Source organism: Nocardioides kribbensis (assembly GCF_015070375.1).
In the GTDB taxonomy this organism is placed as follows: domain Bacteria; phylum Actinomycetota; class Actinomycetes; order Propionibacteriales; family Nocardioidaceae; genus Nocardioides; species Nocardioides kribbensis.
This window is the reverse complement of record NZ_JADCLL010000004.1, coordinates 137962-157040: the sequence shown is the minus strand read 5'-3', so window position 1 is coordinate 157040 and position 19079 is coordinate 137962. Positions and strand designations below refer to the sequence as shown.

Annotated in this window: 21 protein-coding genes; 15 read left to right on the top strand and 6 right to left on the bottom strand. The window is 72.0% G+C overall.

Going from position 1 to position 19079, the window contains the following annotated elements:
* Positions 1 to 43 precede the first annotated feature (43 nt).
* The 8 genes from IR170_RS10290 (at position 44) to IR170_RS10255 (ending at position 8574) form a co-directional block, all read left to right on the top strand.
* Positions 44 to 493, top strand: coding sequence for a MarR family winged helix-turn-helix transcriptional regulator (locus IR170_RS10290; protein ID WP_227489014.1), 450 nt, complete (start codon positions 44 to 46; stop codon positions 491 to 493).
* Positions 494 to 537: 44 nt separating this feature from the next.
* Positions 538 to 1839 (top strand): MFS transporter, encoded by a 1302-nt coding sequence (locus IR170_RS10285; RefSeq protein ID WP_193662537.1) that lies wholly within the window; start codon positions 538 to 540, stop codon positions 1837 to 1839.
* Between the two features lie 196 nt (positions 1840 to 2035).
* The gene (gene rpsL / locus IR170_RS10280; protein ID WP_056862063.1) at positions 2036 to 2410 is read left to right on the top strand and encodes a 30S ribosomal protein S12; all 375 of its coding nucleotides are present in this window, start codon (positions 2036 to 2038) and stop codon (positions 2408 to 2410) included.
* Between the two features lies 1 nt (position 2411).
* Positions 2412 to 2882 (top strand): 30S ribosomal protein S7, encoded by a 471-nt coding sequence (gene rpsG / locus IR170_RS10275; RefSeq protein WP_056862064.1) that lies wholly within the window; start codon positions 2412 to 2414, stop codon positions 2880 to 2882.
* 77 nt (positions 2883 to 2959) lie between these two features.
* A complete protein-coding gene (gene fusA, locus IR170_RS10270) occupies positions 2960 to 5071 on the top strand; it encodes an elongation factor G (RefSeq protein ID WP_082499865.1) in 2112 nt (703 codons plus the stop codon).
* Between the two features lie 86 nt (positions 5072 to 5157).
* Complete coding sequence (gene tuf, locus IR170_RS10265) at positions 5158 to 6351, top strand: elongation factor Tu (protein WP_056862065.1); 1194 nt, start codon at positions 5158 to 5160, stop codon at positions 6349 to 6351.
* 116 nt (positions 6352 to 6467) lie between these two features.
* Entirely contained in the window at positions 6468 to 7190 is a 723-nt protein-coding gene (gene trmB / locus IR170_RS10260; protein ID WP_193662534.1) for a tRNA (guanosine(46)-N7)-methyltransferase TrmB, read from the top strand.
* A gap of 169 nt (positions 7191 to 7359) precedes the next feature.
* Complete coding sequence (locus IR170_RS10255; protein ID WP_056862838.1) at positions 7360 to 8574, top strand: S8 family peptidase; 1215 nt, start codon at positions 7360 to 7362, stop codon at positions 8572 to 8574.
* A gap of 43 nt (positions 8575 to 8617) precedes the next feature.
* Here IR170_RS10255 and IR170_RS10250 read toward each other — a convergent pair whose 3' ends face one another.
* On the bottom strand, positions 8618 to 9427 hold the full coding sequence (locus IR170_RS10250; RefSeq protein WP_193662525.1) for an RDD family protein: 810 nt from the start codon (positions 9425 to 9427) through the stop codon (positions 8618 to 8620).
* Between the two features lie 23 nt (positions 9428 to 9450).
* On the opposite strand from IR170_RS10250, the gene IR170_RS10245 reads away from it, so the two are divergent.
* Positions 9451 to 10446, top strand: a complete 996-nt coding sequence (locus IR170_RS10245) for a stage II sporulation protein M (RefSeq protein ID WP_193662522.1) — start codon at positions 9451 to 9453, stop codon at positions 10444 to 10446.
* A gap of 4 nt (positions 10447 to 10450) precedes the next feature.
* Here the strand turns inward: IR170_RS10245 and IR170_RS10240 are convergent, their stop codons facing one another.
* Genes IR170_RS10240 through IR170_RS10220 form a run of 5 tightly spaced genes read right to left on the bottom strand, consistent with a single transcriptional unit; the run spans position 10451 to position 15387 of the window.
* Positions 10451 to 11743, bottom strand: a complete 1293-nt coding sequence (locus IR170_RS10240; RefSeq protein WP_193662518.1) for a DUF58 domain-containing protein — start codon at positions 11741 to 11743, stop codon at positions 10451 to 10453.
* A gap of 8 nt (positions 11744 to 11751) precedes the next feature.
* Positions 11752 to 12744 carry an AAA family ATPase gene (locus tag IR170_RS10235; protein WP_193662514.1) on the bottom strand — a complete coding sequence of 331 codons (993 nt, stop codon included), beginning with the start codon at positions 12742 to 12744 and terminating at the stop codon, positions 11752 to 11754.
* Positions 12741 to 13844 (bottom strand): DUF4350 domain-containing protein, encoded by a 1104-nt coding sequence (locus IR170_RS10230; RefSeq protein ID WP_193662510.1) that lies wholly within the window; start codon positions 13842 to 13844, stop codon positions 12741 to 12743. The genes IR170_RS10235 and IR170_RS10230 overlap by 4 nt, the downstream gene beginning before the upstream one ends.
* Positions 13841 to 14452, bottom strand: a complete 612-nt coding sequence (locus IR170_RS10225) for a DUF4129 domain-containing protein (RefSeq protein WP_193662506.1) — start codon at positions 14450 to 14452, stop codon at positions 13841 to 13843. Before IR170_RS10225 ends, IR170_RS10230 begins: the two co-directional genes overlap by 4 nt.
* Positions 14449 to 15387 carry a hypothetical protein gene (locus IR170_RS10220; protein WP_193662502.1) on the bottom strand — a complete coding sequence of 313 codons (939 nt, stop codon included), beginning with the start codon at positions 15385 to 15387 and terminating at the stop codon, positions 14449 to 14451. The genes IR170_RS10225 and IR170_RS10220 overlap by 4 nt, the downstream gene beginning before the upstream one ends.
* Before the next feature lie 640 nt (positions 15388 to 16027).
* Between IR170_RS10220 and rpsJ the strand changes: the two genes are divergently transcribed.
* From rpsJ to rpsS, 6 genes are read left to right on the top strand one after another with little or no spacing between them, the layout of a single operon-like run.
* On the top strand, positions 16028 to 16336 hold the full coding sequence (gene rpsJ / locus IR170_RS10215) for a 30S ribosomal protein S10 (protein WP_008360994.1): 309 nt from the start codon (positions 16028 to 16030) through the stop codon (positions 16334 to 16336).
* Between the two features lie 10 nt (positions 16337 to 16346).
* The gene (rplC, locus tag IR170_RS10210; RefSeq protein WP_082499866.1) at positions 16347 to 17009 is read left to right on the top strand and encodes a 50S ribosomal protein L3; all 663 of its coding nucleotides are present in this window, start codon (positions 16347 to 16349) and stop codon (positions 17007 to 17009) included.
* A 4-nt stretch (positions 17010 to 17013) separates the two neighbouring features.
* Complete coding sequence (gene rplD / locus IR170_RS10205) at positions 17014 to 17622, top strand: 50S ribosomal protein L4 (RefSeq protein WP_056862074.1); 609 nt, start codon at positions 17014 to 17016, stop codon at positions 17620 to 17622.
* Positions 17619 to 17924, top strand: coding sequence for a 50S ribosomal protein L23 (rplW, locus tag IR170_RS10200; protein WP_056862075.1), 306 nt, complete (start codon positions 17619 to 17621; stop codon positions 17922 to 17924). The genes rplD and rplW overlap by 4 nt, the downstream gene beginning before the upstream one ends.
* Before the next feature lie 29 nt (positions 17925 to 17953).
* Positions 17954 to 18790 (top strand): 50S ribosomal protein L2, encoded by an 837-nt coding sequence (gene rplB / locus IR170_RS10195; RefSeq protein ID WP_056862076.1) that lies wholly within the window; start codon positions 17954 to 17956, stop codon positions 18788 to 18790.
* 5 nt (positions 18791 to 18795) lie between these two features.
* Positions 18796 to 19077, top strand: a complete 282-nt coding sequence (gene rpsS / locus IR170_RS10190; protein ID WP_056599671.1) for a 30S ribosomal protein S19 — start codon at positions 18796 to 18798, stop codon at positions 19075 to 19077.
* Positions 19078 to 19079 lie beyond the last annotated feature (2 nt).

Genomic DNA, 19079 nt, shown 5'->3' with positions numbered 1-19079 from the left:
GTCGCGGGAATGCTTAGCAAGGGTAATGAGTTGTGCCCATGACATGCCCACCACGGAGAAGGTCGCCCGCACCGACGCGGGGCTCGCCTCGGAGCTGCGGCTCTCGGTGATGCGGCTGCGCCGCCGGCTGGCCGCCGAGCGCCACCCCGACAACGACCTGTCGATGAACGCCATGGCCGTCCTGGGTGCGCTCTTCCGCCAGGGCGACCTCACGGTCGGCGCGCTCGCCGCCCACGAGCGGGTGCAGCCGCCGAGCATGACCCGGGTGGTCAACGCCCTGGCCGAGCGGGGTCACGTGGACCGCCGCGCCGACGTCGACGACGGCCGCAAGGTGGTCGTCGCTCTCACCGACCTGGGTCGCGAGACCGTGCTGGCCGACCGTCGTCGTCGCGACGAGTGGCTGGCCACCGCGCTGGCCTCGCTCGGCCCCGACGAGCGCGCGGTCCTGCGCAGCGCCGCCCCCGTCCTCGAGCGCCTCGCCCGCCTCGACTGATCCCCACCCCGCCCCGGCCCCGACCCCGAAGGACTGATCAGCGCTTGAGCCCCACGTTCCGCGCCCTGGCCAACCACAACTACCGGCTCTACCTCGCCGGCAGCGTGGTCTCCAACACCGGGACGTGGATGCAGCGGGTGGCCCAGGACTGGCTGGTGCTCAGCCTCGGCGGTGGGGGCACGGCCCTGGGCATCACGACGGGCCTGCAGTTCCTGCCCGTCCTGCTGCTCTCCCCGTACGCCGGGGTCGTCGCCGACCGCTTCCCCAAGCGCCGGCTGCTCCAGGTCACGCAGGTGACGATGGCCGTCTGCTCGCTGGTGCTGGGCGTGGTCGCGGTGACCGGCGCGGCCCAGACGTGGCACGTCTTCGTGCTGGCCTTCCTCTTCGGGATCGGGTCGGCCTTCGACGCGCCCGCGCGGCAGTCCTTCGTCTCGGAGATGGTCGGTCGCGACGACGTCACCAACGCCGTCAGCCTCAACTCCGCGGCCTTCAACACCGCCCGCATCGCCGGGCCCGGGCTGGCCGGGCTGATGATCGGCGCGCTCGGCGGCGGGGCCCGGGCGACGGGCTGGGTGATCCTGGTCAACGCCGTGTCCTACGCCGCGGTGATCTGGCAGCTGCAGCGCATGGACACCGCGCTGCTGCACACCACCGAGCTGCGCGGGCGCACCCCGGGCATGCTGCGCGAGGGGGTGCGCTACGTGCGCAGCCAGCCGAAGATGATGATGATCCTGGTGCTGGTCTTCTTCGCCGGCACCTTCGGGATGAACTTCCAGATCACCTCCGCGCTCATGGCCACCGAGGTCTACGGCCTGGGCGCCAGCGAGTTCGGCGTGCTGGGCTCGGCGATGGCGGTCGGCTCGCTGGTGGGGGCGCTGCTGGCGGCGCGGCGCACCCGCATCCGGCTGCGGCTGCTCGTGCTCTCGGGGGTGGGCTTCGGCGTGGCCAACATCGTGGCCGGGCTGCTCCCGTCGTACCTGGTCTTCGCCTGCTTCGTGCCCCTGATCGGCTTCTGCACCCTCACCCTGCTCAACTCCGCCAACGCCACCCTGCAGCTGGAGTCCGACCCGGCGCTGCGGGGGAGGGTCATGGCGCTCTACATGACCATCGTCATGGGCGGCACGCCGCTGGGCTCGCCCTTCATCGGCTGGGTGGGGGAGCACCTCGGCGCGCGGTGGACGTTGGTGGTCGGCGGTGGTCTCACCCTGGTCGGCGTCGCGCTCGCCGTGACGGTGCTCGTGCGGCTCAGCGGCGGGCTCCGCAGCGTTTTGACCGGGCTGGAGGCGCCGGGTAGCCTCGGTCATCGTGTCTGGGACAACCAGGCCGTTGCGCGTGCTCGGAAGTGATCGGCGGGTCCTGACCGTCCGGCCACCTGCACGAAAGCCACCGTCACTCGGGCGACACGCCCGACCTCGGGGGTGAGCAACGCCGGTTGGCTCCGCACCACCCGGACATGCAGGACCTGCGCAGTCGACCTGCGCACGAAGATCGTGCCCGGCAAGGTGCCGCGCACTGAGAGCGACACAGAAGGGGAACCACCAGGTGCCCACGATCAACCAGCTGGTCCGCAAGGGCCGCGAGGACAAGGTGTCGAAGAACAAGACGCCTGCCCTCAAGGGTTCGCCCCAGCGACGCGGTGTCTGCACCCGCGTCTACACCACCACGCCGAAGAAGCCGAACTCCGCCCTGCGCAAGGTCGCCCGTGTGCGCCTGTCCAGCGGCGTCGAGGTCACGGCCTACATCCCGGGCGTGGGCCACAACCTCCAGGAGCACTCGATCGTGCTCGTCCGCGGCGGTCGTGTGAAGGACCTCCCCGGTGTCCGCTACAAGATCATCCGTGGGTCGCTCGACACCCAGGGCGTGAAGAACCGCAAGCAGGCGCGCAGCCGCTACGGGGCCAAGAAGGAGAAGAGCTGACATGCCGCGCAAGGGTCCCGCTCCCAAGCGGCCGATCGACATCGACCCCGTCTACGGGTCGCAGCTGGTCTCCCAGCTCGTGTCGAAGGTCCTCATGGACGGCAAGAAGCAGGTCGCTCAGCGCATCGTCTACGGCGCGCTCGAGGGCTGCCGCGAGAAGACCGGCACCGACCCCGTCGTCACGCTGAAGCGTGCGATGGACAACGTGAAGCCGGCCATCGAGGTCAAGTCCCGCCGCGTCGGCGGTGCGACCTACCAGGTCCCGATCGAGGTCAAGGGCACGCGCGGCACCACGCTCGCGCTGCGCTGGCTCGTCGGCTACGCCGCCGACCGTCGCGAGAAGACGATGTCGGAGCGCCTCATGAACGAGATCCTCGACGCCTCCAACGGCCTCGGTGCCGCGGTGAAGAAGCGCGAGGACACGCACAAGATGGCCGAGTCCAACAAGGCCTTCGCGCACTACCGCTGGTGACCACGGCGGAGTCCCTCACCTCGTGAGGGGCTCCGTCCCCACCGCACCACTCCCACTTTCTAAGGAACGCACTCACAGTGGCTGTCGACATCACCACGGACCTCAACAAGGTCCGCAACATCGGCATCATGGCTCACATCGACGCCGGTAAGACCACCACCACCGAGCGGATCCTGTTCTACACCGGCATCTCGTACAAGATCGGTGAGGTCCACGACGGCGCCGCCACGATGGACTGGATGGAGCAGGAGCAGGAGCGCGGCATCACGATCACGTCCGCCGCGACCACCTGCTGGTGGAAGAACCACCAGGTCAACATCATCGACACCCCGGGCCACGTCGACTTCACCGCCGAGGTGGAGCGCTCGCTGCGCGTCCTCGACGGCGCCGTCGCGGTCTTCGACGGTGTCGCCGGTGTGGAGCCCCAGACCATGACCGTGTGGCGCCAGGCCAACAAGTACTCCGTGCCCCGCATGTGCTTCGTCAACAAGCTCGACCGCACGGGCGCCGACTTCTTCCGCTGCGTCGACATGATGGTCGAGCGCCTCAACTCCACCCCCCTCGTGCTCCAGCTGCCCATCGGCGCGGAGTCCGACTTCCTCGGTGTCGTCGACCTGGTCGGCATGCGTGCCCTCACCTGGCGCGGCGAGACCAAGATGGGTGAGGACTACGAGGTCGAGGAGATCCCGGCCGAGCTGGCCGAGCAGGCCGAGGAGTACCGCACCAAGCTCCTCGAGACCCTCGCCGACGCCGACGACGCCATCATGGAGAAGTACCTCGAGGGCGAGGACTTCACCGTCGAGGAGCTCGAGGCCGCCATCCGTCGCGCCACCCTGGCCGACAAGCTCAACCCCGTCCTGTGCGGCACCGCGTTCAAGAACAAGGGCGTCCAGCCCCTGCTCGACGCGGTCGTCAAGTACCTGCCCTCGCCGCTCGACATCGACGGCATCGTGGGTCACTCGCCCAAGGACGAGGAGCAGGAGATCGTCCGGAAGCCCTCCGACGACGAGCCGTTCTCCGGCCTGGCCTACAAGATCGCCTCCGACCCGCACCTGGGCAAGCTGATCTACGTCCGGGTCTACTCCGGCAAGCTCGAGGCCGGCTCGACCGTGGTCAACTCGGTCAACGGCCGCAAGGAGCGGATCGGCAAGGTCTACCAGATGCACGCCAACAAGCGTGAGGAGATCGCGTCGGTCGGCGCCGGCCAGATCGTGGCCGTCATGGGTCTGAAGGACACCAAGACCGGTCACACCCTGTCCGACCCGCAGAACCAGGTCGTCCTCGAGTCGATGACGTTCCCGGCCCCGGTGATCGAGGTCGCGATCGAGCCCAAGACCAAGAGCGACCAGGAGAAGCTGGGCATGGCGATCCAGCGGCTCTCCGACGAGGACCCGACCTTCACGGTCAAGTCCGACGAGGAGACCGGCCAGACGATCATCGCCGGCATGGGCGAGCTCCACCTGGAGATCCTGGTCGACCGCATGAAGCGCGAGTTCCGCGTCGAGGCCACCGTCGGCAAGCCGCAGGTCGCCTACCGCGAGACCCTCCGCAAGGAGGTCAAGGGCCACAGCTACACCCACAAGAAGCAGACCGGTGGCTCGGGTCAGTTCGCGAAGGTCGTCATCAACCTCGGCCCCAACATCGACCCGGAGACCGGCACGGGTGCCGGCTACGAGTTCGTCAACAGCGTCTCCGGCGGTCGCGTCCCGCGCGAGTACATCCCGTCGGTGGACCAGGGCGGCCAGGAGGCCATGGAGTTCGGCGTGCTCGCCGGCTACCCGATGGTCGACGTGAAGTTCACCCTGGAGGACGGCGCCTACCACGACGTCGACTCCTCCGAGCTCGCGTTCAAGATCGCCGGCAACCAGGCCTTCAAGGAGGCCGCACGCATGGCCAAGCCGGTCCTGCTCGAGCCGATGTTCGCGGTCGAGGTCACCACCCCCGAGGGCTTCCTCGGCACGGTCATCGGTGACATCAACTCGCGGCGCGGCCAGATCCAGGCGCAGGAGGAGCGGCACGGTGACATGGTCATCAACGCCCTCGTGCCCCTGTCCGAGATGTTCGGGTACGTCGGTGACCTGAGGTCCAAGACCTCCGGCCAGGCGTCGTACTCGATGGAGTTCGACTCGTACGCCGAGGTTCCTTCGAACATCGCCGACGAGATCATCAAGAAGGTCCGTGGCGAGTGACCCTCTAGGGTTGCGCAGCGACAGATCCTCGGCACCACCCCCAGCAAGTACGAGTCAAGCAACAACCACCACAGGAGGAGCCCACCGTGGCTAAGGCGAAGTTCGAGCGGACCAAGCCGCACGTCAACATCGGCACCATCGGTCACATCGACCACGGCAAGACGACGCTGACCGCTGCCATCACGAAGGTGCTGCACGACAAGCACCCGGACCTCAACGCCGCTTCGGCGTTCGAGGACATCGACAAGGCTCCCGAGGAGCGTCAGCGCGGCATCACGATCTCGATCGCGCACGTCGAGTACCAGACCGAGAACCGCCACTACGCGCACGTCGACTGCCCCGGTCACGCCGACTACATCAAGAACATGATCACCGGCGCGGCTCAGATGGACGGCGCGATCCTGGTGGTCGCCGCGACCGACGGCCCCATGCCCCAGACGCGTGAGCACGTGCTGCTCGCCCGCCAGGTCGGCGTGCCCGCCCTGGTCGTCGCGCTCAACAAGTGCGACATGGTCGACGACGAGGAGCTCATCGAGCTCGTCGAGATGGAGGTGCGCGAGCTCCTCTCGGAGTACGAGTTCCCCGGCGACGACATCCCGGTCGTCCGCGTGGCCGCCTTCCCGGCGCTGCAGGGCGACGCCAAGTGGGGCGACTCGATCATGGAGCTCATGGACGCGGTCGACGAGGCCATCCCGACCCCCGAGCGTGAGACCGACAAGCCGTTCCTCATGCCCGTCGAGGACGTCTTCACGATCACCGGTCGCGGCACCGTCATCACCGGTCGCATCGAGCGCGGCATCGTCAAGGTCAACGAGGAGGTCGAGATCATCGGCATCCGCGAGAAGGCCCAGAAGTCGACCGTCACCGGTGTCGAGATGTTCCGCAAGCTGCTCGACGAGGGCCAGGCCGGCGAGAACGTCGGTCTCCTCCTGCGCGGCACCAAGCGCGAGGACATCGAGCGCGGCATGGTCGTCATCAAGCCGGGCACCACGACCCCGCACACCAACTTCGACGCCTCGGTCTACATCCTGTCGAAGGAGGAGGGCGGCCGTCACACGCCGTTCTTCAACAACTACCGCCCGCAGTTCTACTTCCGCACCACGGACGTGACGGGCGTCGTGACGCTGCCCGAGGGCACCGAGATGGTCATGCCCGGTGACAACACCGAGATGGCCGTCGAGCTGATCCAGCCCATCGCCATGGACGAGGGTCTGCGCTTCGCGATCCGCGAGGGCGGCCGCACCGTCGGCGCCGGTCGGGTCACCAAGATCACCAAGTGATCGACTGAAGCACCTGTGAGAGCCCCCAGCCTTCGGGCTGGGGGCTCTTGCGCGTCCGCACCACTCCAGCACCACCACGAGCACCCGCACCCGCACCAGCAACGCCGAGGAGAGACATGACCGACCGGGTGACCCCGGCCCGCCCCCACCTCAAGCTCACCGACGACGGCCGTCGGGTGCGCGAGGTGCTCAGCTACTCCCGGCGCGGCCAGCGCTTCACCCCGCGCCAGGCCGAGGCGTGGGAGGCCCACCACGAGGGTCTGGTCGTGCCCGACGAGGCCGTCGACGACCCCGACTTCTCCTGGGCCGCCTGGTTCGGCCGACAGGCGCCGATGATCCTCGAGATCGGCTCGGGCGTGGGGGAGGCCACCGCCGTGCTGGCCGCCGCGCGACCGGCGTACGACGTGCTGGCGCTGGAGGTGTGGCGCCCGGGCGTGGCCGACACCCTGTGGCGGTTGGCCGAGACGGGGGCGACCAACGTGCGCCTCTGCGGGGTCGACGCCGTGTGGACCACCGAGCACCGCGTCGCCCCGGGCGCCCTGGAGGAGGTCTGGACCTTCTTCCCCGACCCGTGGCACAAGAAGAAGCACCGCAAGCGTCGCCTCGTCGACGCCGACTTCGCGGCCCTGGTCGCCTCCCGCCTGCGCCCCGGCGGCGCGTGGCGCCTGGCCACCGACTGGGGAGACTACGCCGAGCAGATGGAGGCCGTCCTCGACGCCGAGCCCGCCCTGGAGGGCGGCGTCGTGGAGCGGTGGGGCGAGCGTCCGGTGACGAAGTTCGAGCGCAAGGGCGTCGAGGCCGGCCGGGACATCACCGACCTGGTCTACCGCCGGGTCTGACCCGATGGGCGGCGAGGGTGCCGCGAGGGTCGCTGCGAGGGTTTCCCCGCTAGTCACCGGGTGTGCGTGCGGGAGAGGTTGTGCCCGACGACGTGGTGTCGTCCACCGTCCGCTCTCGGGACGTGTGTCCTACGTGGGGACCGGGACCCGGTCCTTGGAGGTCATGAAGATGGTCAAGCACGCAGCCCTGTCGACCGCGGCCCTCGCCGCGCTCGCCCTCGGTGCGGTCGGCGTCGCGGGCAGCCCCGCCGCCACCGCGCTCCCCGCCGGCTCCGACACCGTCGCCACCGCGCCGGCCGAGGCAGGCTCCGCCCCGCTGCTGCGCAGCTCCGACGCGATCTCCGGGCGCTACATCGTCGTGCTGAAGGAGGGGGCCGACAAGGTCCGCGCCGAGGCCGACGGCGCCGTCGCCGGCGAGGGTGGCAAGGTCACCGAGGTCTACGACGACCTGGGCGGCTACGCCGCGCGGCTGACCCCCGAGCAGCTCGACGCCGTGCGTGCCGACCCCGACACGCAGTTCGTGCAGCAGGACGCGGTCGTGACCATCTCCGCCACCCAGAGCAACGCCACCTGGGGCCTGGACCGCATCGACCAGCGCTCGCTGCCCCGCTCGGGCACCTTCACCTACAACGCCACCGGCTCCGGTGTGCGGGCCTACGTCATCGACACCGGCATCAACGCCTCGCACGCCGACTTCGCCGGCCGCGTCGCCGCCGGCGCCACCGCCATCAACGACGGCCGCGGCACCAGCGACTGCAACGGCCACGGCACCCACGTCGCCGGCACCGTCGGCGGCTCGACCTACGGCGTGGCCAAGCAGGTCACCCTCGTGCCCGTGCGCGTGCTGGACTGCCAGGGCTCGGGCGCCAACTCCGGCGTCATCGCGGGCATGGACTGGGTCGCCGGCCAGGGCGTGCGCCCGGCCGTGGCGAACATGAGCCTGGGCGGCCCCGCCGACAGCGCCACCGACGCCGCCATCCAGCGCATGGTCAACGCCGGTGTCACCACCGTCGTCGCGGCCGGCAACGAGAACCAGAACGCCTGCAACGTCTCGCCCGCCCGCGCCGCGTCGGCCATCACCGTCGGCGCCACGACGTCGAGCGACGCCCGTGCGTCGTACTCCAACTACGGCTCCTGCGTGGACATCTTCGCGCCGGGCTCCTCGATCACCTCGGCGTGGATCGGCAGCTCGACGGCCACCAACACCATCTCGGGCACCTCGATGGCCTCCCCGCACGTCGCGGGCGTGGCCGCGCAGTACCTCCAGACCAACCCCTCGGCCTCCCCGGCCACGGTGACCAACGCCCTCCTCGGCAACGCCACCACCAACGTGGTCTCCGGCGTCAACGGCTCGCCCAACCGCCTGCTCTTCACCAGCTACTGAGCACACGCCCCGCGCTGAGCCCCCGACCGACGCGGTCGGGGGCTCAGCCGCGTGAGGTGAGCCGCTGGCGCATCCGGGCCTCGCGCTCCAGGCGGGCGGTGTCGCGCTCGCGGCGCGCGGCCACGACGGCCACCAGGAACGCCTCGGGCGGGGTGCCGGGCGGCGGGGGCGGTGAGACGTGCGGGGCCACCTGCTCGGCCAGGCGGGCCGCCAGGCCCGCGCGCGCCGCGGGGTCCACCTGACCCAGGCGCCCCAGCAGCTGACGCACGGCGACCGCGAGACCCAGGGGCAGCGGCGCGATGTCGGCGCCGCGGGCCCACGCGGCGAGCGGTGGCGGCATCGGCAGCGGCGGCGCCAGCTGCAGACGCACCCGCTCGCGCACGACGTAGGTGCCGGCGGCGTAGTCGCCCAGCCGCTTGCCCCGGGAGCTGACCAGCGCGGAGAGGAAGGCCGGGGCCCCGGTGAAGGCGTAGACCTCCACGAAGCCGACCAGGGACCGCACGAAGGCGTGCTGGAAGGAGATCGGCCCGGCGTCGTCGCGCACCGTGCGCAGCCCCATCGCCCACTTGCCCAGCGACTTGCCGCGGGTGAGCGTCTCGACCGCGGTCGGCACGACCAGGAAGACCACGATCAGCGAGCCGATCATGCCCACGGTGGCGAGGGCTTGGTCGGTCTGCAGGGTCGCGGTGAGCAGCAGGAGCACCACGGCCACGAGCAGCGCCACGGTGACCACCACGTCGACGAGCCCCGACACCATCCGGGCGCCGAGCCCGGCCGCCGGCAGGTCGAGGGCGACCGCGTCGCCGGTGACGAGGTCGTCGGCGGTGAGGTGCGCGCGATCGGGGGTCGACATCGCGGCCAGTCTAGGCTGGGTGCGTGGACCTCGACGCCTACGTGCAGGCGCACGCGCGCGACTGGCAGCGGCTCGAGGAGCTCGTGGGCCGCCGGCGCCTCGACGGCGCGGCCAGCGACGAGCTGGTCGAGCTCTACCAGCGCGTCGGCACCCACCTCTCGGTCGTGCGGGCCTCGGCTCCCGACCCGACGCTGGTGGCCCACCTCTCCTCGCTGCTGGCGCGCGCCCGCAACCGCGCAGTCGGCACCCGGGTCGGCTCGTGGCGCACCGTGGCGTCGTTCTTCGTCGACCGCTTCCCCGCCGCTCTCTACCGGCTGCGCTGGTGGTGGCTGGGCTGCCTGGCCGGCAACGTGGTGGTGACCGCGGTGATGATGCTGTGGCTGCTCGACAACCCGGTGGTGGAGCAGTCGCTGCTCTCGCCCGCCGAGGTCGACCAGCTGGTGCAGCAGGACTTCGAGGGCTACTACAGCGAGTACGCCGCCGGCAGCTTCGCCACCCAGGTGTGGGTCAACAACGCCTGGGTCGCCGCGCTCTGCATCGCCCTCGGGGTGCTGGGCCTGCCGGTGGTCTACGTGCTCTTCACCAACATCAGCAACCTCGCGATCATCGGCTCCATCATGCACCGCGCCGACCGGGGGCAGCAGTTCTGGGGCCTGATCCTGCCCCACGGGCTGCTCGAGCTCACGGCCGTCTTCGTGGCCGGCGGGGTGGGGCTGCGGCTGTTCTGGTCGTGGATCGAGCCCGGCGCGCTGTCGCGGGCGCAGTCGATCGCGCGCGAGGGCCGCACGGCGGGCACGGTCGCCCTCGGGCTGGTCGTGGTGCTCCTCGTCTCGGGCGCCATCGAGGGCTTCGTGACGCCCTCGGGGCTGCCGACCTGGGCCCGGGTGGGCATCGGCGTGCTCGCCGAGGCGGTGTTCCTCGCCTACGTCCTCGTGCTGGGCCGCCGCGCGGTGCAGCGGGGCCACACCGGCGACCTCGACGCCGCGCTGCTCGAGGACCGGGTCGCCACCCAGGCCTGAGCCCCTACAGCAGCCCGCGGGCCTTGAGCCCGAGGTAGTGGTCGGCCAGTGCGGGGGGCAGCCGCTCGGCGTCGGCGTCGACCACGTCGACCCCGAGGGCGCGCAGCAGCTCGGCGGTGCGGGTCCGGCGCTCGAGCACCTGCTCGGCGGCCGCGGCGGCGTACACCTCCTCGGCGGTGCCGCGGGCGGCGGCCAGCCGGTCGAGCGCGGGGTCGCGCACGGAGGCCACCACCACCCGGTGGTGGCGCACGAGCACGGGCAGCACGGGCAGCAGGCCCTCCTCGACCGCGGCGGGCTCGAGCGGGGTCAGCAGCACGACCAGTGCCCGCTGCCGCCCGAGGCCCGTGACGGCGCCGGCCAGCGCGCGCCAGTCGGCCTCCACGATCACCGGCTCCAGGTCGGCCATCTGCTCCTGGAGCCGCGCCGCGACGTCACGGGCCCCGGCCGCGCGCAGCCGGGCCCGCACGACCCGGTCACCGGCCAGGAGGTCGACCCGGTCGCCGGCGCGCGCGGCCAGCGCCCCCAGCAGCAGCGCGGCGTCCATGGCGGAGTCGAGGCGCGGCACGTCGTCGACGCGGCCGGCCGAGGTGCGTGAGGTGTCGAGCACGAGCACCACCCGGCGGTCGCGCTCGGGCTGCCAGGTGCGCACGACCACCGAGCGGTTGCGGGCCGTGGAGCGCCAGTCGATGGAGCGCACGTCGTCGCCGCGCACGTACTCGCGCAGCGAGTCGAACTCGGTGCCCTGGCCCCGCACCCGCACGGCGGCGCGCCCGTCGAGGTCGCGCAGCCGGGCCAGGCGGGAGGGCAGGTGCTTGCGCGACTCGAACGCCGGGAGCGCCCGCACGCTCCCGGGCAGGGCCGTCGTGGCCTGGCGCGCGACGAGCCCGAGCGGCCCCCAGCAGCGCACGGTGACGCCGACGGCGCGCAGGTCGCCGCGCCGGCGCGGGCGCAGCGGGGTGCGCAGCAGCACCGTCGCGCCCCCGGCCAGGTCGAGCCGGTGCCGGTCGGGCCCGGCCCCGGCGGTGGGCTGCCAGGCGTCGCGCAGCACGCCGCGCACCCGTCGGCGCCCGTCGTTGCGCACCAGCAGCGCGCTCTCGACCTCCTCGTGCAGCCGGGTCGTCGGCACGGGCCGACGCTCCAGGTGCAGGGTGCCGGGTCGCGGGGCGAGCAGGAGGTCGGCCGTCGCGAGCACGCCGACGACCAGCACCCACAGCCACACCGTGCCCACGGCGGGGCGCAGCACCACCGCGACCAGCCCGAGGGCCAGCAGCAGGGGGAGGCGACCGGAGACGGCCACGGCGCTCCTCAGCGCGGGACCGGCACGGAGCCGATCGCCGAGGAGAGCACCTGACCGACGTCGACACCCTCGAGCTCGGCCTCGGGCCGCAGCCCCAGCCGGTGCACCAGGGTGGCGTGGGCGAGGGCCTTGACGTCGTCGGGGGTGACGAAGTCGCGTCCGTTGAGCCAGGCCCAGGCCCGCGAGGTCCGCAGCAGCGCCGTGGTGCCGCGGGGGCTGACACCGAGGCTGAGCGAGGGGGAGGTCCGGGTGGCGCGGGCGATGTCGACGATGTAGCCGACGACCTCCGGGGAGACCTGCACGGCGGCCACGGCAGCGCGGCCCGCGGCGACGTCGTCGGGGCCGGCGACGGGGCGGACGCCGGCGGCGGCCACGTCGCGGGGGTCGAAGCCCGCGGCGTGGCGGTGCAGCACCTCCAGCTCGTCCTCGCGCCCGGGCACCGGCAGCACCACCTTGAGCAGGAACCGGTCCAGCTGGGCCTCGGGCAGCGGGTAGGTGCCCTCGTGCTCCACGGGGTTCTGGGTGGCCGCGACCAGGAAGGGCACAGGCAGCGGGTGGGAGGTGCCGTCCACCGAGACCTGGCCCTCCTCCATCGCCTCCAGCAGCGCCGACTGGGTCTTGGGCGGGGTCCGGTTGATCTCGTCGGCCAGCAGCAGCTGGGTGAAGACGGGCCCCTCCCGGAAGCGCAGCTCACCGCCCTGGCCCTCGATCACCATCGAGCCGGTGATGTCACCCGGCATCAGGTCGGGGGTGAACTGCACGCGCCGGGTGCCGACCGAGAGGGCGCCGGCGAGGCTGCGCACGAGCAGGGTCTTGGCCGTGCCAGGCACCCCCTCCATGAGCACGTGGCCGCCGCACAGCAGGGCCACGAGCAGGCCGGAGACGGCGGCGTCCTGGCCGACGACGGCCTTGGCCACCTCGGCGCGGACCGCGGCGATGCGCTCGCGGGGGTCGCCGGTCGGGGCGGGGGTCCCGGTCAGGGGTCGGGGGGTGTCGGTCACGGGGTGCGTACCTCTCGGTCGAGCTCGGCCAGCGCGCCGGCCAGGGCGATCAGGTCCCGGTCGGTGCCGGGAGCGGGGGAGTCGGGGTCGAGCAGACGGGCGACGTCGGCCGCGGACCGGCCGGTGCGGGCGGCGAGCTGCTCCGCGACGACGTCGAGCCCGGCGCCCACCGGGAGGCGCAGTCGGGCCGCACCGCGCCGTCGGGCGGCCTCGCGCAGCGCCCGCGCGGCGTGGCCGCGGTCGGAGGCGTGGTGGTAGAGCCGGCCACGGCTCAGGGTGGTCTCGACGGCGCTCACCGCCACCGGCAGCGGCTCGACCGAGAGCCGGCCCAGCCGCCGCCCCCGCCAGAGCACGACGGCCAGGAGCACGACCACGGCGAGCACGAGACCGGGCGCGACCCAGCGGGGCACGAGCCCGGAGAGACCGACGGCGTCGCCACCCTCGAGGTCACCCACCGACGGCACGTACCACACCAGGCGCTGCCCCTGACCGAGCAGGCGCAGCGCCACCGCGGCGTTGTCGGCACGCAGCACCTGGTCGTTGCTCAGCGCCTGCCCGGCCCCGAGGAGGGTCACGCCCCCGACCTCGGCCACCACCGCGCGTCCGCGGCTGCCGAAGCAGCCCGGCGCGTCGTACGCCGTGGCCGTGTCGGTGGCGAGCACGAGTCCGGCCAGCGCCGGGGTGCCGCACCCGGCGGCGAGCCCGTCGCCGGGGTCGACGGCCACGGGCTCGGCCGCGAGACCGAGGGCGTCGAGCGCGCCCGGGCGGGCGTCGACCACGACCAGGCGGCCGGGGGCGGCGGCGCGCAGCAGGCCCTCGGCCGTGCTGCGGCCCAGTGCCTCGGTGCCGGTGACGACCACGGTGGTGCCGGCGTCGACGTCGGCCGCGTCGAGCGCCGCGGCGTCGCGGGCCACCTCCACCTGCACGCCACGGTCGGCGAGCACCCGGGCCACGGCCTGCGCCCCGTCGGGGTCGGGGTTGTCGGGGTCGAGGGGGTCGGTGGTGCGGGCGCCGCCGCCGAGGAGCACGGCGACGACCACGGCGAGCGCGAGGGCGGTCGCGACGACCAGGGCGGAGGTGTGGCGTCGCAGCCGCCTCACCGGCGCGCCCCGACCAGGGTGTCGAGGAGGTCGAGCACGCCGCGCGCGGCGGCCTCGTCGGCGCGGCGCTCGCCGTAGCGCACCAGGTCGAAGGTCCGGGCGGCGGCCGCGGCCGCGTCGGCCAGCGGGGGGTGGCCCGCACCGAGGGCGAGGGCCACCTCGCGGGCGGTCGCACCGGGGTTGTCGGCGAGCAGGCCGCGCTCGACCTCGCGCAGGGTGAGCGCACGGAAGGCCTCGACGACCACGTCGTCCCAGCGCCCGTCGGCCGCGGCGTCGTGCGCGCGGCGGGTGAGCTCGTCGGCGCCGACACCGGTGCCGGCGAGCACGGCGTCGGCGGGCCCGGCGAGGCGCGCCGACCCGCGCGCCCGCGAGAGGAGCCAGCCGAGGGCGAGCACGAGCAGCAGCGCCGCGACGACGGCGGCGAGCGTGGTCAGCGGAGGCGCCCCCGACGCGGCGACCAAGGCGTCGTCGACGAGCCGCTGGAGCGCGTCGAGCACCTGCTGGAGCACGTCGCGCTCGTGGTACTCCGGGCGCAGCAGCTCCTGGCGCAGCGCCGTGCGGGCGTCGTCGGGGGAGGGGGTCGGCCCCGCCACGAGCAGCGGGGTCACGGCCGGGTGATCCCCGCCTGGGTCATCAGGTCGACGTCGTAGGCCTCGCGGCGGATGCGCAGGTCGAGGTACTGCAGCGCCGTGACGGCGGTGGTGAAGGGGGCCACGAACGCCGTGGAGACGACCGTCGACAGGGCCTGGAGCAGCACCAGGCCGAGCACCTGGTACTCCGGCCCGACCGCCAGCAGGGCGAGCTGTCCGCCGAAGGAGAAGGGCAGGGTGAGCACCGAGCTCGCCACGCCGGTGAGCACGACGGTGAGCAGCGCGATGCCGAAGGTGCGCCAGAAGGCGCCCCGGGTCAGCCCGTAGCCGCGGCGCAGGGCCTGGCGGATCGTGAGGCCCTCCATCATCAGCGCCGGCGCGGGCAGGTAGTAGACCCGGATCCAGAACCACGTCATGAACGCGACCAGGAGCAGTCCGCTGAGCACGGCGTAGACCACGACCTGCCAGGTGGCGGTCGACAGCAGCACGACGGGCACGTAGGTGGCGGCGTAGAGCGCCAGCACCGTCAGCGTCAGCACGAGGAGCAGCGCGGCGAGGCCGACGAGCCGCAGCCGTTGGCCGGCCGTGGCCCGCCAAGCCTCGCCGAGGCTCAGGCGGCGACCGACGGCGGCCGCGGCCACGACGTGGGCCACCATGCCCGCCACGAGGATGAGCCCCACCTGCTGCAGGAGCGTGCCGACACCCAGGGCGCCGAACGACCCGAGGAAGCCCACCACCGACTCCGTCGACGGCGAGTCGGCCGAGAGCAGGCTGAGGTCGACGGTGAAGGTCAGCACGCTGGTCACCAGCACGGGGACCACCATCGCCACCGCAGCGACCAGCACGGCGGCACCGACGGTGGCCTGCGGGTTGTGCCGGATCGTGCGGAAGGCGGCGTCATAGAGGTCGCCCAGACCCAGCGGCCGCAGCGGCACCGCGCCGGGCCGGTGCACCGGCCGCGGGGCCGTAGGCGGGCCCCACGTGCCGGGCGGCGGGGTCGGCCCCGCAGGAGGAGGGGTCCACCCGGGCGGCGGCGGGCCCCAGCCGCCGGGCGGCGGATGGCCGTGGTCGTTCGACATCGCTCTCCCGTCGTGCGTGCCCGGTCCGGCACGACCTGCGTGGGCCGCTATCCTCGCAGGTGCGCGCGATCGGCGGTGCTCGACCCGGTGCTCGAACCGGAGCCCGACCCGACCTCCACGGGCGGTCGCCAGGACGATTTGGCCCCACCGGAGGGATCTGCCAAGATAGTCCGGTTGCTTCGGCGGGTTGCCGGGGTGCGCCACATCTTGACTACTGAATCGCGTCTCCGCTCCCTCGAGGGGCACCCAGTGATGGGGAGATCGGTGGTGGTCGGCCCGTGGCGGCACCGCACCAGGAGACCCGATCAGCCTGACGAACCGTCGGGCGTCACCGATCAGACGTGAGCAGGATCCCGGTCCTGTGTCGTGCCCAGCGCAGATCCTTGTGCAGGCCGCACGACACGCCCGACCGCGGGGGTCGGCCACGAGGTGATGGCAACAGGGCGGGACCCACTCAAGCCCGAGGAATCCCGGACACGCACGCGGCAGCTGAGAAGAAGGACGGACGAGACCTATGGCGGGACAGAAGATCCGCATCAGGCTCAAGGCCTATGACCACGAGGTGATCGACACCTCGGCGCGCAAGATCGTGGACACGGTCACCCGCACGGGTGCCAAGGTCGCCGGCCCGGTGCCGCTGCCGACCGAGAAGAACGTGTACTGCGTGATCCGCTCGCCCCACAAGTACAAGGACTCCCGCGAGCACTTCGAGATGCGCACCCACAAGCGCCTCATCGACATCATCGACCCGACGCCGAAGACGGTCGACTCGCTCATGCGCCTCGACCTGCCTGCCGGCGTCGACATCGAGATCAAGCTCTGAGGTCACTGACATGACGATGGAACGCAACCAGAAGGGCCTGCTGGGCACGAAGCTCGGCATGACCCAGCTGTGGGACGAGAACAACCGCATCGTCCCCGTGACCGTGATCGCCGCGAGCACCAACGTGGTCACCCAGGTCCGCACCCCCGAGAAGGACGGCTACAACGCCGTGCAGATCGGGTTCGGCGAGATCGAGGCCCGCAAGGTCAACAAGCCGCAGGCCGGTCACTTCACCAAGACCGCGGGCACCACCCCCCGCCGTCACCTCGTCGAGATCCGCACCGCTGCGGCCGGCGACTACACCGTGGGCCAGGAGCTCGCCGTCGACACCTTCGCCGCGGGCGAGGAGATCGACGTCACCGGCACCAGCAAGGGCAAGGGCTTCGCCGGTGTCATGAAGCGTCACGGCTTCGCCGGTGTGTCCGCCTCGCACGGTGCCCACCGCAACCACCGCAAGCCCGGCTCGATCGGCGCCTGCGCCACGCCGGGCCGAGTGTTCAAGGGCGTCCGCATGGCCGGCCGGATGGGTAGTGACACGGTCACGACCCAGAACGTCACCGTGCACGCCGTCGACGTCGAGAAGGGCCTGATCCTGCTCAAGGGTGCCGTTCCCGGCCCCCGCGGCGGGCTGATCGTGCTCCGCTCGGCTGCCAAGAAGACGCAGGAGGCCTGAGCACATGGCTATCAAGACCGTCAAGGTCGACCTGCCCGCCGAGATCTTCGACGTGGCGGTCAACATCCCCCTGATGCACCAGGTCGTCGTGGCCCAGCAGGCCGCTGCGCGCCAGGGCACGCACGCCACCAAGACGCGGGCCGAGGTCCGCGGTGGTGGTCGCAAGCCCTACAAGCAGAAGGGCACCGGCCGCGCCCGCCAGGGCTCGACCCGCGCGCCGCAGTTCGCCGGCGGTGGCGTGGTCCACGGCCCGCAGCCGCGCAGCTACGACCAGCGCACCCCCAAGAAGATGAAGGCCGCCGCCCTGCGCGCCGCCCTCTCCGACCGGGCCCGCAACGACCGCATCCACGTCGTGGAGTCGCTCGTCACCGGCGACGTCCCCTCGACCAAGAGCGCCCTGGCCAACCTGGCCGGCCTCTCGGAGCGCACGAAGTTCCTCGTGGTGCTCGAGCGCAACGACTCCGTCACCTGGCTCTCGCTGCGCAACGCGCAGCACGTGCACATCGTGGCCGTCGACCAGCTCAACACCTACGACGTGCTCGCTGCCGACGACGTGGTCTTCAGCAAGGGCGCGTACGACGTGCTCGTGAGCGCCAAGGAGGATGCCAAGTGAGCACCCTGCACAAGGATCACCGCGACGTCCTGCTCGCGCCGGTCGTGTCGGAGAAGAGCTACGGCCTGCTCGACGCGAACAAGTACACGTTCGTCGTGCACCCCGACGCCAACAAGACCGAGATCAAGATCGCGGTCGAGAAGATCTTCGGCGTCAAGGTCACCTCGGTGAACACGCTGAACCGCGCGGGCAAGACCCGTCGGACCCGCAACGGTCTGGGCAAGCGCAAGGACACGAAGCGCGCGATCGTCAGCCTCGCCGAGGGTCACCGCATCGACATCTTCGGGGGTCCGGTCTCCTGACCGGGCAGCTGGATACGAGGACATAGACAATGGCTATCCGCAAGTACAAGCCGACCACCCCGGGCCGTCGTGGCTCGTCGGTCGCCGACTTCGTCGAGATCACCCGCACCACGCCGGAGAAGTCCCTGGTCGTGCCGCTGCCCAAGAAGGGCGGTCGCAACAACCAGGGTCGGATCACCACCCGGCACCAGGGCGGCGGTCACAAGCGCGCCTACCGGATCATCGACTTCCGTCGCTACGACAAGGACGGCGTCCCGGCGAAGGTCGCCCACATCGAGTACGACCCGAACCGCACCGCGCGCATCGCGCTGCTGCACTACGCCGACGGCGAGAAGCGCTACATCATCGCGCCGAAGGGCCTGACGCAGGGCACCCCGGTCGAGAGCGGCCCCCACGCCGACATCAAGACCGGCAACAACCTGCCGCTGCGCAACATCCCGGTCGGTTCGACCATCCACGCCGTGGAGCTGCGGCCCGGCGGCGGCGCGAAGATCGCCCGCTCCGCCGGCAACAGCGCCCAGCTGGTCGCCCGTGAGGGCAGCCGCGCCACGCTGCGCATGCCCTCGGGCGAGATGCGCTTCGTCGACGTGCGCTGCCGCGCCACGATCGGCGAGGTCGGCAACGCCGAGCAGTCGAACATCAACTGGGGCAAGGCCGGCCGCATGCGCTGGAAGGGCAAGCGCCCGACGGTGCGAGGCGTCGTGATGAACCCGGTCGACCACCCGCACGGTGGTGGCGAGGGCAAGACCTCGGGTGGTCGTCACCCGGTGTCCCCCTGGGGCAAGCCCGAGGGCCGCACGCGCAAGCGCAAGGCCTCCGACTCCCAGATCATCCGTCGTCGCAAGTCCGGCAAGGGTAGGAAGTAACCGACATGCCTCGCAGCCTGAAGAAGGGCCCCTTCATCGACGACCACCTTCAGAAGAAGGTGGACGCCGAGAACGAGAAGGGCTCGCACAACGTCATCAAGACCTGGTCGCGCCGGTCGATGATCGTGCCCGACATGATCGGTCACACCATCGCCGTGCACGACGGGCGCAAGCACGTCCCGGTGTTCGTGACCGACTCGATGGTCGGCCACAAGCTGGGCGAGTTCGCCCCCACCCGCACCTACCGCGGGCACGTGAAGGAAGACCGGAAGGGCCGCCGCCGCTGATG